Origin of the sequence: Sphingopyxis sp. CCNWLW2, from assembly GCF_037095755.1 — a bacterium.
Lineage (GTDB): Bacteria > Pseudomonadota > Alphaproteobacteria > Sphingomonadales > Sphingomonadaceae > Sphingopyxis.
Map to the genome: position 1 here is coordinate 437,723 of NZ_JBAWKJ010000003.1, position 15,950 is coordinate 453,672.

A 15,950-nucleotide genomic window follows, 5' to 3' on the forward strand; every position below is an offset into this window, starting at 1 on the left:
CGCTTCAGCCGATAGGGCCAGCGCCGCAGCCTTATGTGTTGCATTGGTATCGTCGCGTCAATCTTTGTTGCCAACCGTTCGCGCAAAAGGGGCCACCCGATTGCGTGCGCCTCACGCGATTGAGATAGGACCAATTCGGCTTTTCGCCGTCAGGGTCGTAACGGCCAAGGCGCCACCCGGCACAAGGCGCGACGATCGCGCTCTAGCGACACCAGGTTGCAATACTAATATAAAACCAATTTGGCGGTCGCCACGAGGAAAAATTCGAACCTTCCAGAAACTTTGCTATTTTTTCCTATAAAACAGCCGAATGGAAAGGCGTTGACCGGTTAGTTTCTACATGACAAATTAGATACAAATTATCGATCGGGAGAATGGGAATGCGGGCCACGGGGTTGATCGGGATAGCGATTGCGGCGCTGGCCGCCCCTCAGGCTCTGGCGGCAGACACGTCGTCGCAAGCCGCGCTCGACCGTTTCGCCGACACGCTGGGTTATCGGCTCCAGGTGGTCGACAACCGCCCGGTGTGCCCGGTCGGGATCGAGGGTTGTTTTCTGTCGACGATCACGCTGACCCTTCCCGAAACGCTGCCCGCCGACCTGCCGACCAAGGGACTCGCGCTCACTTTCAGCTTCGTCAATCCGCTGCCACGCGTCGAAAGCGACATTTTCATGCACCGCCACGTCAATGGTGACGTCCAGCAATTGACGCTGAAACCCGGCGTGACGCTGCGCCCCGGTTCGACGCACGAGATCAGGCTGTGGGGCGTCGGCTCGAATTTTTCAAAGGCGTTCGCGATGCCCAACGCCTATCTGGTTGCCGACGGGCTGAAACCGCGCACCATCGCGGCGACGCGCGCGGTGATCGATCCCGAGACCGGGCTCGAGACGCTGCCTTTTGTCGCGCCGATGACCGATGAGGCGAAGCTCGCGACCAAGGGCGATGCCGACAAGACGCGCTGGCTGACCGCCGAACGCGCCTTCGATGTGCAGGCCGCACGGCTGGCGCCCGAAGCGAAGGGCGTCGTGATCCTGCCGAAGCCCGCGAAAGCGATGCAGGGCAGGGGGCGGGCGGTGGATCTTACCCGCGGCGTCGCGCTGACACTGAACGGCGTCGAACGCAGCGCGGTTGCGCCTGCCTTGGCGGCGCTCGGGTCGCCCGAGGGCGGCGCGCTGCCGCTGACGATCCGCATCGATCCCGCCGCCGCGAAAAAGGCCGAGGGCTATATTCTCGACGTCAAGGCATCGGGCATTGCCATCACCGCGCACGACGCGGCGGGGGCGAGCCACGCGCTGCGCTCGCTGGCGCAACAGGCGGCGTTCGACAAGGGCAAGCTCGCGCCGCTCCACATCGAGGATGCGCCCGAATATGGCTTCCGCGGCCTCCACATCGACCTTGGCCGCAACTTCCATGGGCGCGACCAGATTTTGAAGCTGGTCGAAGCGATGGCGGCATACAAGCTCAACAAGCTGCACCTCCACCTCGCCGACGACGAAGGCTGGCGCATCGAAATCCCGGCGTTCCCCGAACTGGCCGCGGTCGGGTCGAAACGCTGCCACGATCCCGCCGAACAGACGTGCCTCCTGCCGCAGCTGGGCGCGGGGCCCGACGGCGCCGGGGGCGTCAACGGCTATCTGAGCGTTGCCGACTATGTCGCGATCGTGCAGGCGGCGGCGGCGCGGCAGATCGAGGTCATCCCGTCGATCGACATGCCCGGCCACTCGCGCGCTGCGATCAGGGCGATGGAGGCGCGCTATGCCCGCCTGGCCGCCGCGGGCAAGAAGGCTGAGGCCGAGACGTACCGGCTGATCGACCCCGCCGACGCCACCGAATATCGCAGCGTCCAGCATTACAACGACAACACGCTCAATGTCTGCCTGCCCGCCGCCTATCGCTTCGTCGACACGGTGGTCGATGCGCTCGCCGACATGCACCGCCAGGCAGGCGTGCCGCTCAAGACCTTCCACCTCGGCGCCGACGAGACCGCGGGCGCTTGGGTCAAATCGCCCGCCTGCAAGGCGATGATCGCCGAAAATGGCGGTGATGCGGGCAAGCTCACCCCGCGCTTCATCGAGCGCGTGAGCAAAAACCTCGCCGCCAAGGGGCTGCAGGCCGCCGGTTGGAGCGACGGCATGGGGCATACCGAAACCGCGCGCATGCCAAAGGAGGTGCAAACGAACATCTGGGGCGTGCTGCACGCCGGCGCGATTCGCGAGGCGCACGACCAGATGAACCGTGGTTGGGACGCCGTGCTGTCGATCCCCGACCTTGGTTATTTCGACATGCCCTATGCGCCGCACCCCGACGAGAGTGGTTATAACTGGGCGTCGCGCGGCGTCGACCCGTATCAGGTGTTCGGCTTCATGCCGGGCAACCTGCCCGCCAACGCCGCGACGATCCGCAACATCCAGGCCGAAGGCAAGGCGATCGAGGACAAGCCCGTTCTGCAACCGGGCCGCCGCGTCGCGGGACTGCAAGGGCAGCTCTGGAGTGAGACGATCCGCACGGACGCGCAGGTCGATTATATGCTCTTCCCGCGCCTGCTCGCGCTCGCCGAACGCGCGTGGGCGCCGGCGCCGTGGACTCCGGCCTATCAGGCGGGGGCGAGTTATGAATGGGGCGACACACGCGTCGACGCCGTGAAGCTCAAGGCGGGATGGCAGGATTTCGCCGGGCGCACCGCGGCGCAGTTCCCGATGCTCGAAAAAATGGGCGTCGCCTATCGTGTCGCCCCCCCGGGCGCGCGGATCGCGAACGGCAAGCTTCAGGCGAACAGCATGTTCCCCGGCACCGCGATCGAATATCGTGTCGAGGGCGGCGCGTGGACGCGCTATGCCGGGCCGGTGGCGGTCAGCGGCGCCGTAGAACTGCGCAGCCGCTCCGCCGATGGCAAGCGCGCCAGCCGGACGGTTCGGGTCGAACCCGCGCGGTAGGACGGGCCGCGGCGGACCGGGTCAGGCGGCCTTCATCCATATGACGAGCGCAAAGCGCGTCGCGCGCGCGGGAAGCGTGCGGTGCGGGGTGAAACGATCGAGGAACAACACCGTGCCCGCCGGGCATTCGGGCTGAACACGCGGCAGGCCGGCAAGCCGCCATTCGGAGATTTCGAAGCCGTCATCGCCGTCGCTCGCCAGCGGTGCGGGCTGGCGCCCCGCTGCGATCTCCAGTCCGCCGTTTTCGGGGCCCGCATCGCTCAGCGGGATCCACGCGGTCACCATGACCTTGCCGCATCCGGTGCCGTCGTCGCGCGCAACGTCGCTGTGCCAGGCGTGGCGATGCTCGGGAAAGCAGGCGATGCTCGCGCGGACGCGTGCGATCTTTCCCGACAGCGCGCGGCCGCCGAGCCGCTCGGCGGCCTCGATCAGCCGCGGGTCGTTCGCGAGTGCCTGAAGCTTCGGCCCGCGATGCGCGTCGGTGCAGACCGCGACGCGCAGCAAATTCGCGACACTGCGCTCGTGTGCGTACACGCGGTCGATCCGTTCGCTCGGCGGGGCGTCGGGGCAACTTTGTTCGAACGGCAGGTACAGCGCACGCGACACGCGGTCGACATGCTCGGCGATATCGGCCGCGGCCGCGCGGACAACCTCCGGATCGAACAGCGGCACCGCGGCATACCCCTGCTCGGCGAACAGCGTTTCGGCGCTCATCGGGCGCGGCCGAACAAAGTGATCGTCGGCCACTCGCCGCCCGTCTCGACCTCTGCGTCGATGCCATAGACCGCACGCAGTCGCTCGGCGGTCAGCACTTCGGCGGGCGTGCCGTCGGCGACGATCCGGCCTTCGTCGATCAGCAGTAGCCGGTCGCAATAGCGCGCCGCGAGCGTCAGGTCGTGCAGCACTGCGATCACCAGCGCGCCGGCCGCCGCCTCGGCGCGCAGCATATCCATCACGTCGATCTGGTGCCCCGGGTCGAGGCTCGCGAGCGGTTCGTCGGCGATCAGCGCCGGCGCTTCGACCGCCAGCGCACGCGCGAACAGCACGCGCGCGCGCTCGCCGCCCGATAATTCGGTCGCGATCCGCTCGCGCAGGTCGAGCACGTCGGCACGCTCCATCGCGCGCTCGATCGCCGCGGTGTCGGCATCGGCGATCCGTGACATCGGCGCGAGATGCGGCAGCCGCCCCAGCCCGACAAGCCGCTCGACCGTCAGCGGCCAGTGTAGCGTCTGCCCCTGCGGCACATAGGCGATGCGCCGCGCGAGGTCGGCGCGCGGCATCGCCGCGGCATCGGCGCCGTCGACGCGCACCGTCCCGTTTGCCGGCACCAAGGCAAGCATCGCGCGTGCCAGCGTCGACTTGCCCGCGCCATTGGGGCCAACGATCCCCGTCAGCGTGCCGGGACCGAATGTGGCACTGACGTCGTGGACGACGGCGCGGCGGCCGAGCGTCACGCCAACATGGTCGAGGGCCAGGCTCACCATAGCCGTCGCTCCCGCATCAGATGAACAAGGAAGACCGGGACGCCGAGGAACGCCGTGACGACGCCGAGCTTGAGTTCGTTTGTCGTCGGGATGATCCGCACGCCAAGGTCGGCGAGCGTCAGCAACGCCGCGCCGCCGATCGCCGAGGGCAGCAGGATCGCCGAGGGGCTGCGGTCGGTGAGCGGACGGATCAGGTGCGGAACGATCAGCCCGACAAAACCGATCGCGCCCGTTACGGCCACCGCACCGCCGACCCCGATCGCGGTGCCTATGAGCAGCCGGAGCCGCGTCTGCCGAAGATCGGTGCCGAGCGCCTGCGCGGCATCCTCGCCGAGCGTCAGCGCGTCGAGCGCGCGGCCGTTCCACAGCAGCATCGCGGTGCCGATCGCGATGCACGGCAGCGCGATCCACACATGGTCGAACGAGCGGTTTTCGAGGCTGCCGAGCAGCCACGTCATAATCTCCATCGCCGCAAAGGGATTGGGTGACAGGTTGAGCGCGAGGCTCGTCCCCGCCACCGCCAGCGTCCCGACCGCGATGCCGGCGAGGATCAAGGTCAGCGGGCTTTCGGCCTTGCCCGAAAGGATGAAGAGCAAGGCGAGCGACAGAAGTGCGCCGCCGGTGGCGAGCACCGGCAACACGATCGGATGAATTTCGGCCAACCCGAAATAGATCGCGGCGACGCCGCCGAGCGCTGCCGCGTTCGACGTGCCGAGTACCGACGGTTCGGCGAGCGGATTGCGCAGATAGCCCTGCAGCGCCGCCCCCGCGAGCCCGAGCATCGCGCCGACGGCGAGCGCGAGGATGGTGCGCGGCAGACGGAGATCGAAGAGGATGATCGACGCAACCTTGTCGTTGTTGCCCATCGCGGCATCGACGAGCCGCGCGACCGACAGGTCGACCGCACCGAACAGCAGCGATGCGACTGCGGCAACGAGCGTGAGTGCCGACAGCGCGGCGATCAACGACCAGCGGGGCATGGCGAAGCGGCTCATGCGCCTTTCCCTTCGAGCTGCGCGATTTGCGCCGCCATGCTGCGCGCTGCCTGCGTGTAAGCGGGGCTGCCGCACACCGTCCACGCTTGCGGCACGCTGATACGCGGGATGTCCTTGAGCGCCGGGTGATGCAGCATTTCGCTTCCCTGGTCGGTGATTTTGTCGGTCGCGCTCTCGACGATCAAAAAGTCGGGCTGGGCCGCGACCATCTCTTCAAGACTCAATTGCGACAGCGGCGGTTTGCCGAGCTTGCCGGCGAGGTTGATCAGCCCGACGCGCGTCATCAGCTCGTCGATCAGCGTACCCGTGCCGGTCATATAGCCGCGCCGCTGGTAATAGGCGGCGACGCGGCCCTTGCCGGGCTTCGGCAGGCCGGCCAGCTCGCCCTCCATCCGCGCGATCAGCGCGGTGCCGCGCTCGGGATGGCCGACCGCGCCGGCGGTTTCGCGGATCGATGTGTAGATTTCACCGAGCGTGTTCGGGGTTGCGAGGTCGAGCAGCGGGTAGTTCTGCTTCGGCAGCGCCGCCAATGCTGCGCTGCGGCTCGCGGGCATGCCGACGATCAGATCGGGTTCGATCGCGAGGATCTGCTCGGCCGAATTGCTGAGCAGCGGGATGCCGTGCGCCTTGGCTGCCTCGCCCGACATTTCGCGGTCGGTCGCATTTTTGGTCAGCCCCGCGATCTGTTCCCGATCGGCGAGCGCAAGCACAAGCTGGTCGGCGCACATGTTGATCGACACGATGCGCTGCGGAAGCGCGGGCGCCTTCGCAGGCGGGGCGGGGGAGGCCGCCCATAACAGGCCCGCGCCGCCCGGCAGCGCGGCAAGCGCCAGAAGGAAGCGGCGCGACATCAGAACTCGATCCCCCGCTGCGCCTTCACATTCTGTTCGCGGAACGGATGTTTCACCTGCGCCATTTCGGTCACCAGGTCGGCGACGTCGGTCAGCTCCTGCGGCGCATTGCGGCCGGTGATGATGACATGCGTCATCTCCGGCTTGGCGGCGAGCGCTTCGAGCACCTCACCCACCGGCAGATAATCGTAACGCAGCACGATATTGAGCTCGTCGGCAATGACCATCGCATAGCTTGGGTCGGCGATCATCCGCTTGACCTCGTCCCACGCTTCACGCGCCACCGCGATGTCGCGCGTGCGGTCCTGCGTGTCCCAGGTGAAGCCTTCGCCCATCGGCTTGAATTCGATCAGGTCGGGGAAGCGGTCGAACACCGCTTTCTCGCCCGTCGCCATCGCGCCCTTCACGAACTGGATGACGCCGACCTTCATCCCGTGTCCGATCGCGCGCACCGCCATGCCGAGTGCGGCCGACGTCTTGCCCTTGCCGGGGCCGGTGTGGACGATGATCAGGCCCTTTTCGACGGTTTTCGTCGCGACCTTCTTCGCCCGCGCGGCCTGGATCTTCTTCATCTTCGCCGTGTGTTCGGCGTCGGTACGCGTTTTCATGGGAAGACCCCCGCACGCCGGCAACGAAGGCGGAGCCTGCCGATGCGCGGGCGCGATCGACCGATGCTGGCGTCGCAAGCGGCGTAATGCCTGCGCCTCCGGCACCGAAGCGGCTCCAGCCGCCTGGTCGTCGCTCGACGGAAACCTCCGTGCCGCGGCCTTTCCCTGGGCCTTGGCATTGAGCGACCCACGCCGGCAGGTCTCCTGGCTCGCGGGTCAGGGCTTGATGCACGCCTTCCCAGGGTGGCCCCAGTGGCTGTTCGGATCGGAACCCGAACGGTGCATCGCGCTCGCCGCTTACAGTTGCAGGGACAGCCTCGGCTTCGGGGGGTCAGGACGAACCCCGTTACCGCGTTCCCATTTTAAGCCCTCTCGGGCACCGACGCGATCATGCGCGGGGCAAGCCCCGCCTGCGCAGCCCATAAAGGAGCCGCGCTTTTTCGCAATGCCTATTGGCGTTCGACGGGCCCCGTCGCGCCGCGGCTGCTTACCCTATTCGTGCTGTCGGCGCTCTATGCGCGTTATGGAAGGCCGCGCGTCTAGGGCAACAACCTGCCTTCGTCGCGCCGCGGCATCGGCGCGACGAAGCGCAGCACCAGCGCTGTCAGGATAAGCCAGCCAGCCGAAATCAGGATCGCGGTCGGCAGCGATGCCAGATCGGCGATCAGCCCGAGCGTATAGGCACCAAGCGCCATCGCGCCGAAGGTGACGGCCTGATAGATCGACAGGCAGCGGCCGAGGATTTCCTCGGGCGAGCGCAGCTGCATCGCGACGTTGAGCGTGGTTAGCGTCGACACCCATGCGCCGCCCGCGACAAAGGCGGCGACGATGACCCACGGCAGGCTGGCGGTCAGCGCGACGGGCAGCATCGCGGCGGCAAAAATGAGCGAGGCGGCGGTCACCACCCGGTCGCTGCCCCAGCGGTGCCGCGCCGAACTCACCAGCAGCGCACCGAAAATCGACCCCGCCCCGAACGCGGCAAGGCATAGCCCATAGATGACCTCGGTCCCGTGCAGCCGGTCGCGGACGAGCGACGGCAGCAGCGCCTGAAACCCCGCCGCGCCAAAGCCGAAGGCAAAGCCACGGATCAACACGCGGCGCACCGGGTCCGAATGCGCACAGAAACGGATGCCCGCGGCGATCGCGGTCATCATCGAGGTGCGGCGCCGCGGCGTGGTTTCTGGACGCCAGCGCAGCAGCACGACGATCAGCACGATATAGCTGATCGCATTGAGGCCAAAGGCCGCGGCGGTGCCGACGATCGAGATCAGCAGCCCGCCAAGCGCCGGACCGACGCTGCGCGCGAGATTATAGGCGATGGTGTTGAGCGCGATCGCCTGCGGCAGGTCCCTTGGTCCGACCTGCAACCGCACCGACGCTTGCCACGCGGGTCCGTTGAGCGCGGTCCCGCACCCGACCGCGAGGGTGAAGAAGAGCAGCGACAGCGGCGTGATCGCGTCGAGATACGTCGTCAATGTCAACGCCGCCGAGACGATGAGCATTCCCGTCTGCGCCGCGAGCATCACCCGCCGCCGGTCGAAATTATCCGCGATCGCGCCCGCAAAGACGGCGAGCAGCAGGATCGGGATCGTGGCGCTTGCCTGCACCAGCGCGATCAGCAGGTGCGAATTGGTGAGTTCGGTCATCAGCCACGCGGCAGCGACCGACTGGATCATCGACCCCATGTTCGACGCGAGGTTCGCGATCCAGATCGCGCGAAACGCCGGGTAGCGGAATGGCGCGAAAGACGACGGCGGGGATGGCGTGTCGGGACTCACTTGTCTGCGCCTAACCCCGCTTGGTTCCCACGACAAGTCGCCGGCTTAGATCGAGGGTCCGCTATCGTCCTGATACTGGCGGCGAAGTTCGACCAGCTTCCGCTTCATCGTCGCGATCGGCGCCTTCATCGCCGGGTCGTCGATGCGGTTGTGCATTTCGCCAGGGTCTGTCTTGAGGTCGTAGAATTCCCAGGCGTCGATGTCGGCGCCATAAAAGCGCACGAGTTTGTAGCGCTCGCCGCGCACGCCATAATGCGCGCGCACCGCGTGGAAGCCCGGATATTCATAATAATGATAATAGACGTCCTTGCGCCAGTCGGCGGGCGGGCGGGCGCCGAACAGCGCGCGCATCGACCGGCCCTGTATGGTGCCCGGACCCTTCACCCCGGCAAAATCGAGGAAGGTCGGCGCATAGTCGATATTCTGGATCGGGGCGGTCACGCGGGTGCCGGGGCGGATATGTCCGGGATACTGGATCAGGAACGGCGTCCGCATCGATTCTTCATAGATGAAGCGCTTGTCGAACCAGCCATGTTCGCCGAGGTAAAAGCCCTGATCCGACGTATAGACGACGATCGTGTTCCGATCGAGGCCGCTGTCCTTCAGATAGTCGAGCACCGCGCCCACGCCCTCGTCGACCGCGGCGACGGTGCCGAGATATTGCTGCATGTACCGCTGATATTTCCAGCGCGCCATGTCCTGGCCCGCGAGCTTTGCGGCGTTCATCCGGTCGTTGTCGGGCTGCATCAGCGCGTCCCATTCGGCCTGCTGTCTGTGCGTCATGCGGTCGAACGCGCCGGGCCAGCGGTTGTAGCGAAGTTGTGCCGATCCCGCGGCGACCGTCATCTTGAGGTCGTGTCCCTCATACATGTCGCGATAGATATTCATTTCCTGCGCCGCCGCCGCGCGCCGCCCGGCATAATCGTCGAAATAATTGGCCGGGACGGGGAAGGTCACTCCCTGATATTTCTGCACATGGCGCAGCGCGGGCATGAAATTGCGGTGCGGCGCCTTGTGATGGATCAGGATCGCGAAGGGTTTCGACTTGTCGCGGCCGTTCTTCAGCCAGTCGAGGCTGTACTGTGTGATGAGGTCGGTCGCATAGCCTTCGACGACGCTGCGGCCCTTCGGTGTGATGATGTCGGGGTTATAATATTCACCCTGATCGTCGAGCACCTTCCAATCGTCGAAGCCGATCCCCGCGGGCGAATGGTTGATGTGCCATTTGCCGAACATCGCGGTGGTGTAACCCGCTTGCGACAGCGCGCGGGGCCACACCCAGACATTGTTGTCGAATTTGTTGCCGTTCTGCCTGAAGCCGTGCGCGTTGCTCTGGCGCCCGGTGAGCAAGGTCGCGCGGCTGGGGCCGCAGAGCGAATTGCCGACGAAGCTGTTCGTGAAGATCGCGCCGTTTCGCGCGATCCGGTCGATGTTCGGCGTCGGCGCGAGCTTCGACACCGGCGATCCATAGGCCGAGATCGCCTGATAGGCATGATCGTCCGACATGATGTAGACGATGTTCGGGCGCTCGGGCCCTTGCGCGCGCGCCGGTGCGGTGAAGGCTAGCGGCGCGGCGGCAAGGGCGATCAGGTTCCGGAAACGCATCGGCGTCATCCTATTCGGTCAGTTCGAAACTCGCCTCCGACCCTTCGGCCGACGACGGACCGACCCATAGCTTGAACTGGCCGGGTTCGCTGCCCCAGCTCATATCCTGCCGCGTGAAGGCGAGGTCGGCGTCGATCAGGGTGAAGCGGATCGTGCGTTTCTCGCCCTTTTTGAGCATCACCTTCTCGAAACCCTTGAGCTCCTTCACCGGGCGCGTCACCGACCCGACGAGGTCGCGGACGTAAAGCTGCACGACCTCCTCGCCATCGCGCGCGCCGCTGTTGGTCACCGTGACGCTCGCGGTCAGTTTCTCACCCGGACGGATTTTCGCCTTGTCGAGCGTCACCGGCGAGTAAGCGAAGCTGGTGTAGCTGAGCCCGTAACCGAACGGATAAAGCGGGGTGTTTGGCGTATCGAGATAGCGCGAGACATATTTGGCGTTCGGATCCTCGGGCTTGATCGGCCGCCCGGTGTTTTTCATGTCGTAATGGATCGGCACCTGCCCGACGTTGCGCGGGAAGGTTACGGGCAATTTGGCCGACGGGTTATAGTCGCCATAAAGCACATCGGCGATGGCATGGCCGCCCATCGTGCCCGGATACCAGGCCTCGAGGATCGCATCGACATTGGCGTCGGCCCATTCGATGCTGTTCGGACGCCCGCTCATCAGCACGAGGATGATCGGCTTTCCGGTCTTCTTCAGCTCTTCGAGGAGCGCTTGCTGGTTGCCCGGCAGGTCGAGCGACGTGCGGCTCGCCGCTTCGCCGGTCATGTTCCAATGCTCGCCCATCGCGGCGATAATGACGTCCGATTTCTGCGCGAGCGCGATCGCCTCGGCAAACCCGTCGCGCTTGCCCGCGTCGGCGAACTGATAGCCGGCGCCCTTTGCGAAGGCGACCGTCGTGCCCTTGGGTGCGCGCGCCTGCATCCCTTCGAGCAATGTCACCGGGCGCGTCTTGCGGTCGCCCGCGGCGGACCAGCTGCCGATCATATCCTCCTTGCTGTTGCCGAGCGGGCCGATCACCGCGATCGACTTCGCCGCCGCGGCGAGGGGCAGGGCATTGTCCTTGTTCTTCAGCAGCACGACCGACTTGCGCGCAACGTCGCGCGCGGCCTCGAGGAAGTCGGGGCGATAGATGGTCGCCTTTTCGCGCGCCTCGTCCGAATAGCGATAGGGATCCTCGAACAGGCCGAGACGATATTTCATTTCGAGGATCGTTTTCACCGCCTCGTCGACGCGTTTCACGTCGACCTTGCCCTCGGCGACCGACTTGGCGAGGTGATCCATGAACACCGCGCCCTGCAAATCCATGTCGACCCCGGCGTTGATCGCCTGTTCCCCCGCCTGCTTCAGGTCACGCGAATAGCCGTGCGGGACCATTTCGTTGATCGACGTGTAATCGGTTACGATGAAGCCCTTGAAGCCCCATTTCTTGCGCAGCACGTCGGTGAGTAGATAGTGGCTGCCCGACGCCGGGACGCCGTCATATTCGTTGAACGAGGTCATAAAGGTCGCGGCGCCCGCGTCGGCGGCCGCCTTGAACGGCGGCAGGTAGATGTCGCGCAGCGTGCGTTCGGAAATGTCGACGGTGTGATAGTCGCGGCCCGCCTGCGCCGCGCCATAAGCGGCGAAATGCTTGGCGGTCGCGAGCACGGTGTCGACGCGCTTCAGATCGTCACCCTGGAAACCGCGCACGCGCGCGACCGCGATCTTGCTGCCAAGATAGACATCCTCGCCCGCGCCCTCGGACATGCGGCCCCAGCGCGGGTCGCGCGCGACGTCGACCATCGGCGCAAAGGTCCAGTGAATGCCCTCCGCCGATGCTTCGGTTGCTGAAATTCGTGCTGCCTTTTCAATAGCTTTAAGGTCCCAGCTCGCCGCCTCGCCGAGCGAGATGGGGAAGATGGTGCGGTGGCCGTGGACGACGTCATAGCCGAAGAGTAGGGGGATCTTGAGCCGCGTTTCCTCGACCGCCAGCCGCTGCAGTTCGCGCGTATATTTGGCGGTGAAGGCGTTGAAGATCGACCCGATGCGGCCCTTGCGGATATCGTCCTGATAGCCTTTGCGCATCGTCGGACCGGTCGAATCCCAGTCGCTGGTCAGCAGCGACAATTGCCCGACTTTCTCGTCGAGCGTCATCTTCGCGATCAGGTCGGCGATGAAACGATCCATCTTCGGATCGGGGCGCATCCAGCCCGCCGAATCCATCGGCGCCGCCTCGTTCGCGCTGGTCGCGGGCTTGGCCATCAGCGGGGCGGGGGAGAGCTGTCCTGCCACCATCAGGGTGGCCAGCGTCAGGCATGTGAGGTTGCGCGTCATCGGCGGCATGATTCGTCCTTCCCGGTCGGGTTTGCTTATACATTGTCACGAGGATTGGCCGAAATCGGCCGAAAATCGGCTGGCCCCCGATTGCATCCTCTGTGTCGCTTCCCCCTATACAGCGATCGTGAAACCGGTTACAAACTAAAAAACAACGACGCGATTTCCCGCGACTCGTCGCTGCACCGGAGGCAAGGCCGGCCAGCGAAGAAAACGAGCGCGGGGATGTCGGGGGCCAAAAAAGGGAGGATGCCGTGAAGTTTCCGCATGAATTTAAGACCGTTTCCGCGCGCCGGTCGCGCGCTCGTTCGCTTGCCGCTGCGCTGGCATGGAGCAGCGCTGCCGCGGCGCTCGCGGTGGCAGTCGCCGCACCGGCGCACGCACAGGTTTCGGGCGCTTCGCTGCGCGGAACGGTAAAGGCCGAGGGCGGCGTGTCCGAAGTCACCGCCGTCAACGTCAAAACCGGCCTGACGCGGACCTCGACGGTCAGCGCAAGCGGCGGTTACAGCTTCTCCTCCCTGCCCGTGGGCACCTATCGTCTCGAACTGACGACCCCGCAGGGCAAGCGCCAGACCGACGAATTTGCGCTCAATGTCGCGCAGAACGCGGTACTCGATTTCGACTTTTCGCAGCCCGATATCGCCGAAGGCGGCGACGATGCGATCATCGTGACGGGCAGCCGCCTCCGCTCGATGGAGGGCGGCGAAGTCGGCAGCAATATCTCGCAGCGACTGATCGAAGTGCTGCCGCAGAACAACCGCAACTTCCTCGCCTTTGCGGACCTTGCCCCGGGCGTCCAGTTCCTCACCAACAGTGCGGGCCAGACGAGCCTGCGCGGCGGCGCGCAGGGCGCCAACGCGATCAACGTCTTCATCGATGGCATCGGGCAGAAGGATTATGTGCTGAAGGGCGGCATCAGCGGCCAGGATTCGACGCAAGGCAACCCGTTCCCGCAGCTCGCGATCGGCGAATATCGCGTTATTTCATCGAACTATAAGGCCGAATTCGACCAGGTCAGCTCGGTCGCGATCACCGCGGTGACCAAATCGGGCACCAATGAATTTCATGGCGAAGGCTTTTTCGACTTTACCAACCAGAGTCTCCGCGATCGCTTGCCGCGCGAGAATTTCCCGACCCATATTCCCAAGGTCCGCACCAAGGACATGCAATTCGGCGGCGCGCTCGGCGGCCCGATCGTCAAGGACGTCCTCCACTTCTTCGTGACCTATGAAGGCAAGCGCCGCGTCGAGCCGCGCGAGGTCAGGCCCGGTCTCGACCTGCCGGTCAGCTTTTTCCCCGACAAATATCAAGGGGCTTTCGGCGCGCGGACCTCGTCGTTCAACGAGGATCTCTATTTCGGCAAGATCAACTTCACCCCTACGTCGAACGATCTGTTCGAGTTTTCGCTGAAATATCGCGATGAAAGCGGCGAAGAACTCAACAATGGCTTCAACGCTGCCGAGACGGCAACAATTACGAAGGTCAAGGAATGGCGCGGTCTTGCGCGCTGGGAGCACACCGCCGACACCTGGGTCAATGACTTCAAGGTGGCCTACGAAGATGTGACCTGGGGGCCGAAGCCGGTCAATTTCGGCAATGTCTCGCTGTTCAATGCTGTTTTGCCGGCGATCCCTCCGGCAACGGGAACACGGCGCGGCGACATCTTGCGCATCGGCGCGGGCAGCAATTTCCAGGACAAGGGGCAGAAGGGCTGGCAGGTCTCGAACGACTTCACCTGGACGGGCCTCGACAGCCACACGTTCAAGGTCGGCGTGAAGGCGAAATGGATCGAACTCAACGCCAACACGCAGAATCTGAACCCGCTTTTCACCTATAATGCGACCTTTGCCCCGGCGGGCACCCCGCCCGGCACGTTCAACGACACCATCCCTTACCGGATGACGTTCAACGCCCCCGTGAACGGCGGCGATCCGAACATCACGTCGAAGAATTTCCAGTTCGGCATCTATGCGCAGGACGATTGGGAAATCGATGATCGCCTGACGCTCAATATCGGCCTGCGCTGGGATTATGAGCGGACGCCGGCGTTCCTGAACTATCAGCACGATCCCGCGATCGCGGAGTTCGTCGCCGGTCGCGCGGGATACACCAACCCGAACGGGACGGTCACGCCGCCGTACGCGAACCTCGCAAACGCCAATTACGACATCGACGACTATATCTCGACCGGCAACGAACGAAAGGCATTCAAGGGGGCGTGGCAGCCGCGCCTCGGCTTCACCTATGCGCTCGACGACGAAAAGCGGTTCGCGATTTTCGGTGGCTATGGCCGTTCCTATGACCGCACGCAGTTCGATTTCATCCAGCAGGAACTGGCGCAGGGTTTGTTCGCCGGTCGCACGTTCAACTTCAACAACGGCGACGCTTCCAACCCCTGCACGCCCAGCGCGACCTGTATCCCCTGGAATCCGGTCTATCTGACGCCGGAAGGCCGCTCAGCGCTGGTTGCCGGCCTCGCGCCGGGCGCCGGGCGCGAACTGCGCTTTATCAAGAATGACCTGAAGACGCCCTATTCGGACCAGTTCAGTCTGGGCGTTCGCGGCCGGTTCAACCTGCTCGATCTCGAAGCCGGCTACTCCTATGTCGAGAGCCACGACGGCTTTGCCTATGTGCTGGGTAACCGCAAGCCCGACGGGTCGTTCTTTGTCATCAACGCCCAGACAGGCCGCCCCGATTCGCCGTTCAGCACCGGCCCTGCGCCCTTCGGCAGCATCATCCTCGGCACCAACGGGATCGAAACGCGCGCCAATACGGCCTATTTCAAGCTGACCAAGCGCTACACCGAATTTTCGCCGTGGAGCCTCGACGCGACCTACACCTTCACCGATGCCGAGGAAAACCGGCAGCTCGGCGAAGTGTTCGCGCTCGATTTCCCGGGGATCGAGGAATATCCCTTCATCACAGCGACGGGGACGCGCAAGCATCGCTTCGTGATGGCGGGATCGGTCGACATGCCGATGGGTTTCACCCTGTCGGGCAAGCTCCAGATCGCATCGCCCAAATATCTGGCCGAACTGGTGAGCACCGCCGCTACGGGTACGACGCCGCCGACCCGCACCGTCACGTCGATCGAGACCGAGGGCAACGGCGATCGCTGGGGCTATCGCCAGATGGACCTGTCGATCACCAAATATGTCCCGCTGCGCTTCCTGACCGAGGAATCGCGACTGCGCTTCCGCGTCGACATCATCAACCTGTTCAACGATCGCAACTATGGCGGCTTCAGCGCCGCGACCGGTCTGCGCAATCAGAACGATCTCAGCCTTGATGGTCCGCCGCGGACGATTAAGCTATCGGCCGGCTTCCAATTCTGACCGGCTGACAGGCGCCCGGTCCGCACCCCCTCCCGCGGGCC

Annotated in this window: 10 protein-coding genes and 1 riboswitch; of the genes, 2 read left to right on the forward strand and 8 right to left on the reverse strand. The window is 65.0% G+C overall.

The window, feature by feature from the left end; all coding sequences use genetic code 11:
* Positions 1 to 380 precede the first annotated feature (380 nt).
* Positions 381 to 2,933 carry a family 20 glycosylhydrolase gene (locus tag V8J55_RS19465; RefSeq protein ID WP_336447247.1) on the forward strand — a complete coding sequence of 851 codons (2,553 nt, stop codon included), beginning with the start codon at positions 381 to 383 and terminating at the stop codon, positions 2,931 to 2,933.
* Between the two features lie 21 nt (positions 2,934 to 2,954).
* On the opposite strand, the gene V8J55_RS19470 is transcribed toward V8J55_RS19465, so the two are convergent.
* The 8 genes from V8J55_RS19470 to bglX all read right to left on the reverse strand — a co-directional run bounded on the left by V8J55_RS19470 (position 2,955) and on the right by bglX (position 12,583).
* Positions 2,955 to 3,647, reverse strand: coding sequence for a phytanoyl-CoA dioxygenase family protein (locus V8J55_RS19470; RefSeq protein WP_336447248.1), 693 nt, complete (start codon positions 3,645 to 3,647; stop codon positions 2,955 to 2,957).
* Complete coding sequence (locus V8J55_RS19475; RefSeq protein ID WP_336447249.1) at positions 3,644 to 4,417, reverse strand: ABC transporter ATP-binding protein; 774 nt, start codon at positions 4,415 to 4,417, stop codon at positions 3,644 to 3,646. Before V8J55_RS19475 ends, V8J55_RS19470 begins: the two co-directional genes overlap by 4 nt.
* Positions 4,411 to 5,412, reverse strand: a complete 1,002-nt coding sequence (locus V8J55_RS19480; protein ID WP_336447250.1) for a FecCD family ABC transporter permease — start codon at positions 5,410 to 5,412, stop codon at positions 4,411 to 4,413. The genes V8J55_RS19475 and V8J55_RS19480 overlap by 7 nt, the downstream gene beginning before the upstream one ends.
* Positions 5,409 to 6,263, reverse strand: a complete 855-nt coding sequence (locus V8J55_RS19485; protein WP_336447251.1) for an ABC transporter substrate-binding protein — start codon at positions 6,261 to 6,263, stop codon at positions 5,409 to 5,411. Before V8J55_RS19485 ends, V8J55_RS19480 begins: the two co-directional genes overlap by 4 nt.
* Positions 6,263 to 6,871, reverse strand: coding sequence for a cob(I)yrinic acid a,c-diamide adenosyltransferase (cobO, locus tag V8J55_RS19490; protein WP_336447252.1), 609 nt, complete (start codon positions 6,869 to 6,871; stop codon positions 6,263 to 6,265). The genes V8J55_RS19485 and cobO overlap by 1 nt, the downstream gene beginning before the upstream one ends.
* 177 nt (positions 6,872 to 7,048) lie before the next feature.
* Positions 7,049 to 7,269, reverse strand: a riboswitch (cobalamin riboswitch).
* A gap of 141 nt (positions 7,270 to 7,410) precedes the next feature.
* Positions 7,411 to 8,649 (reverse strand): MFS transporter, encoded by a 1,239-nt coding sequence (locus tag V8J55_RS19495; RefSeq protein ID WP_336447253.1) that lies wholly within the window; start codon positions 8,647 to 8,649, stop codon positions 7,411 to 7,413.
* A gap of 45 nt (positions 8,650 to 8,694) precedes the next feature.
* Positions 8,695 to 10,254: a sulfatase family protein gene (locus tag V8J55_RS19500; RefSeq protein ID WP_336447254.1), complete on the reverse strand. Its 1,560-nt coding sequence runs from the start codon at positions 10,252 to 10,254 to the stop codon at positions 8,695 to 8,697.
* A gap of 10 nt (positions 10,255 to 10,264) precedes the next feature.
* A complete protein-coding gene (bglX, locus tag V8J55_RS19505; protein WP_336447255.1) occupies positions 10,265 to 12,583 on the reverse strand; it encodes a beta-glucosidase BglX in 2,319 nt (772 codons plus the stop codon).
* A gap of 245 nt (positions 12,584 to 12,828) precedes the next feature.
* Between bglX and V8J55_RS19510 the strand changes: the two genes are divergently transcribed.
* Entirely contained in the window at positions 12,829 to 15,909 is a 3,081-nt protein-coding gene (locus V8J55_RS19510; protein WP_336447256.1) for a TonB-dependent receptor, read from the forward strand.
* The last annotated feature ends 41 nt before the right edge of the window (positions 15,910 to 15,950 follow it).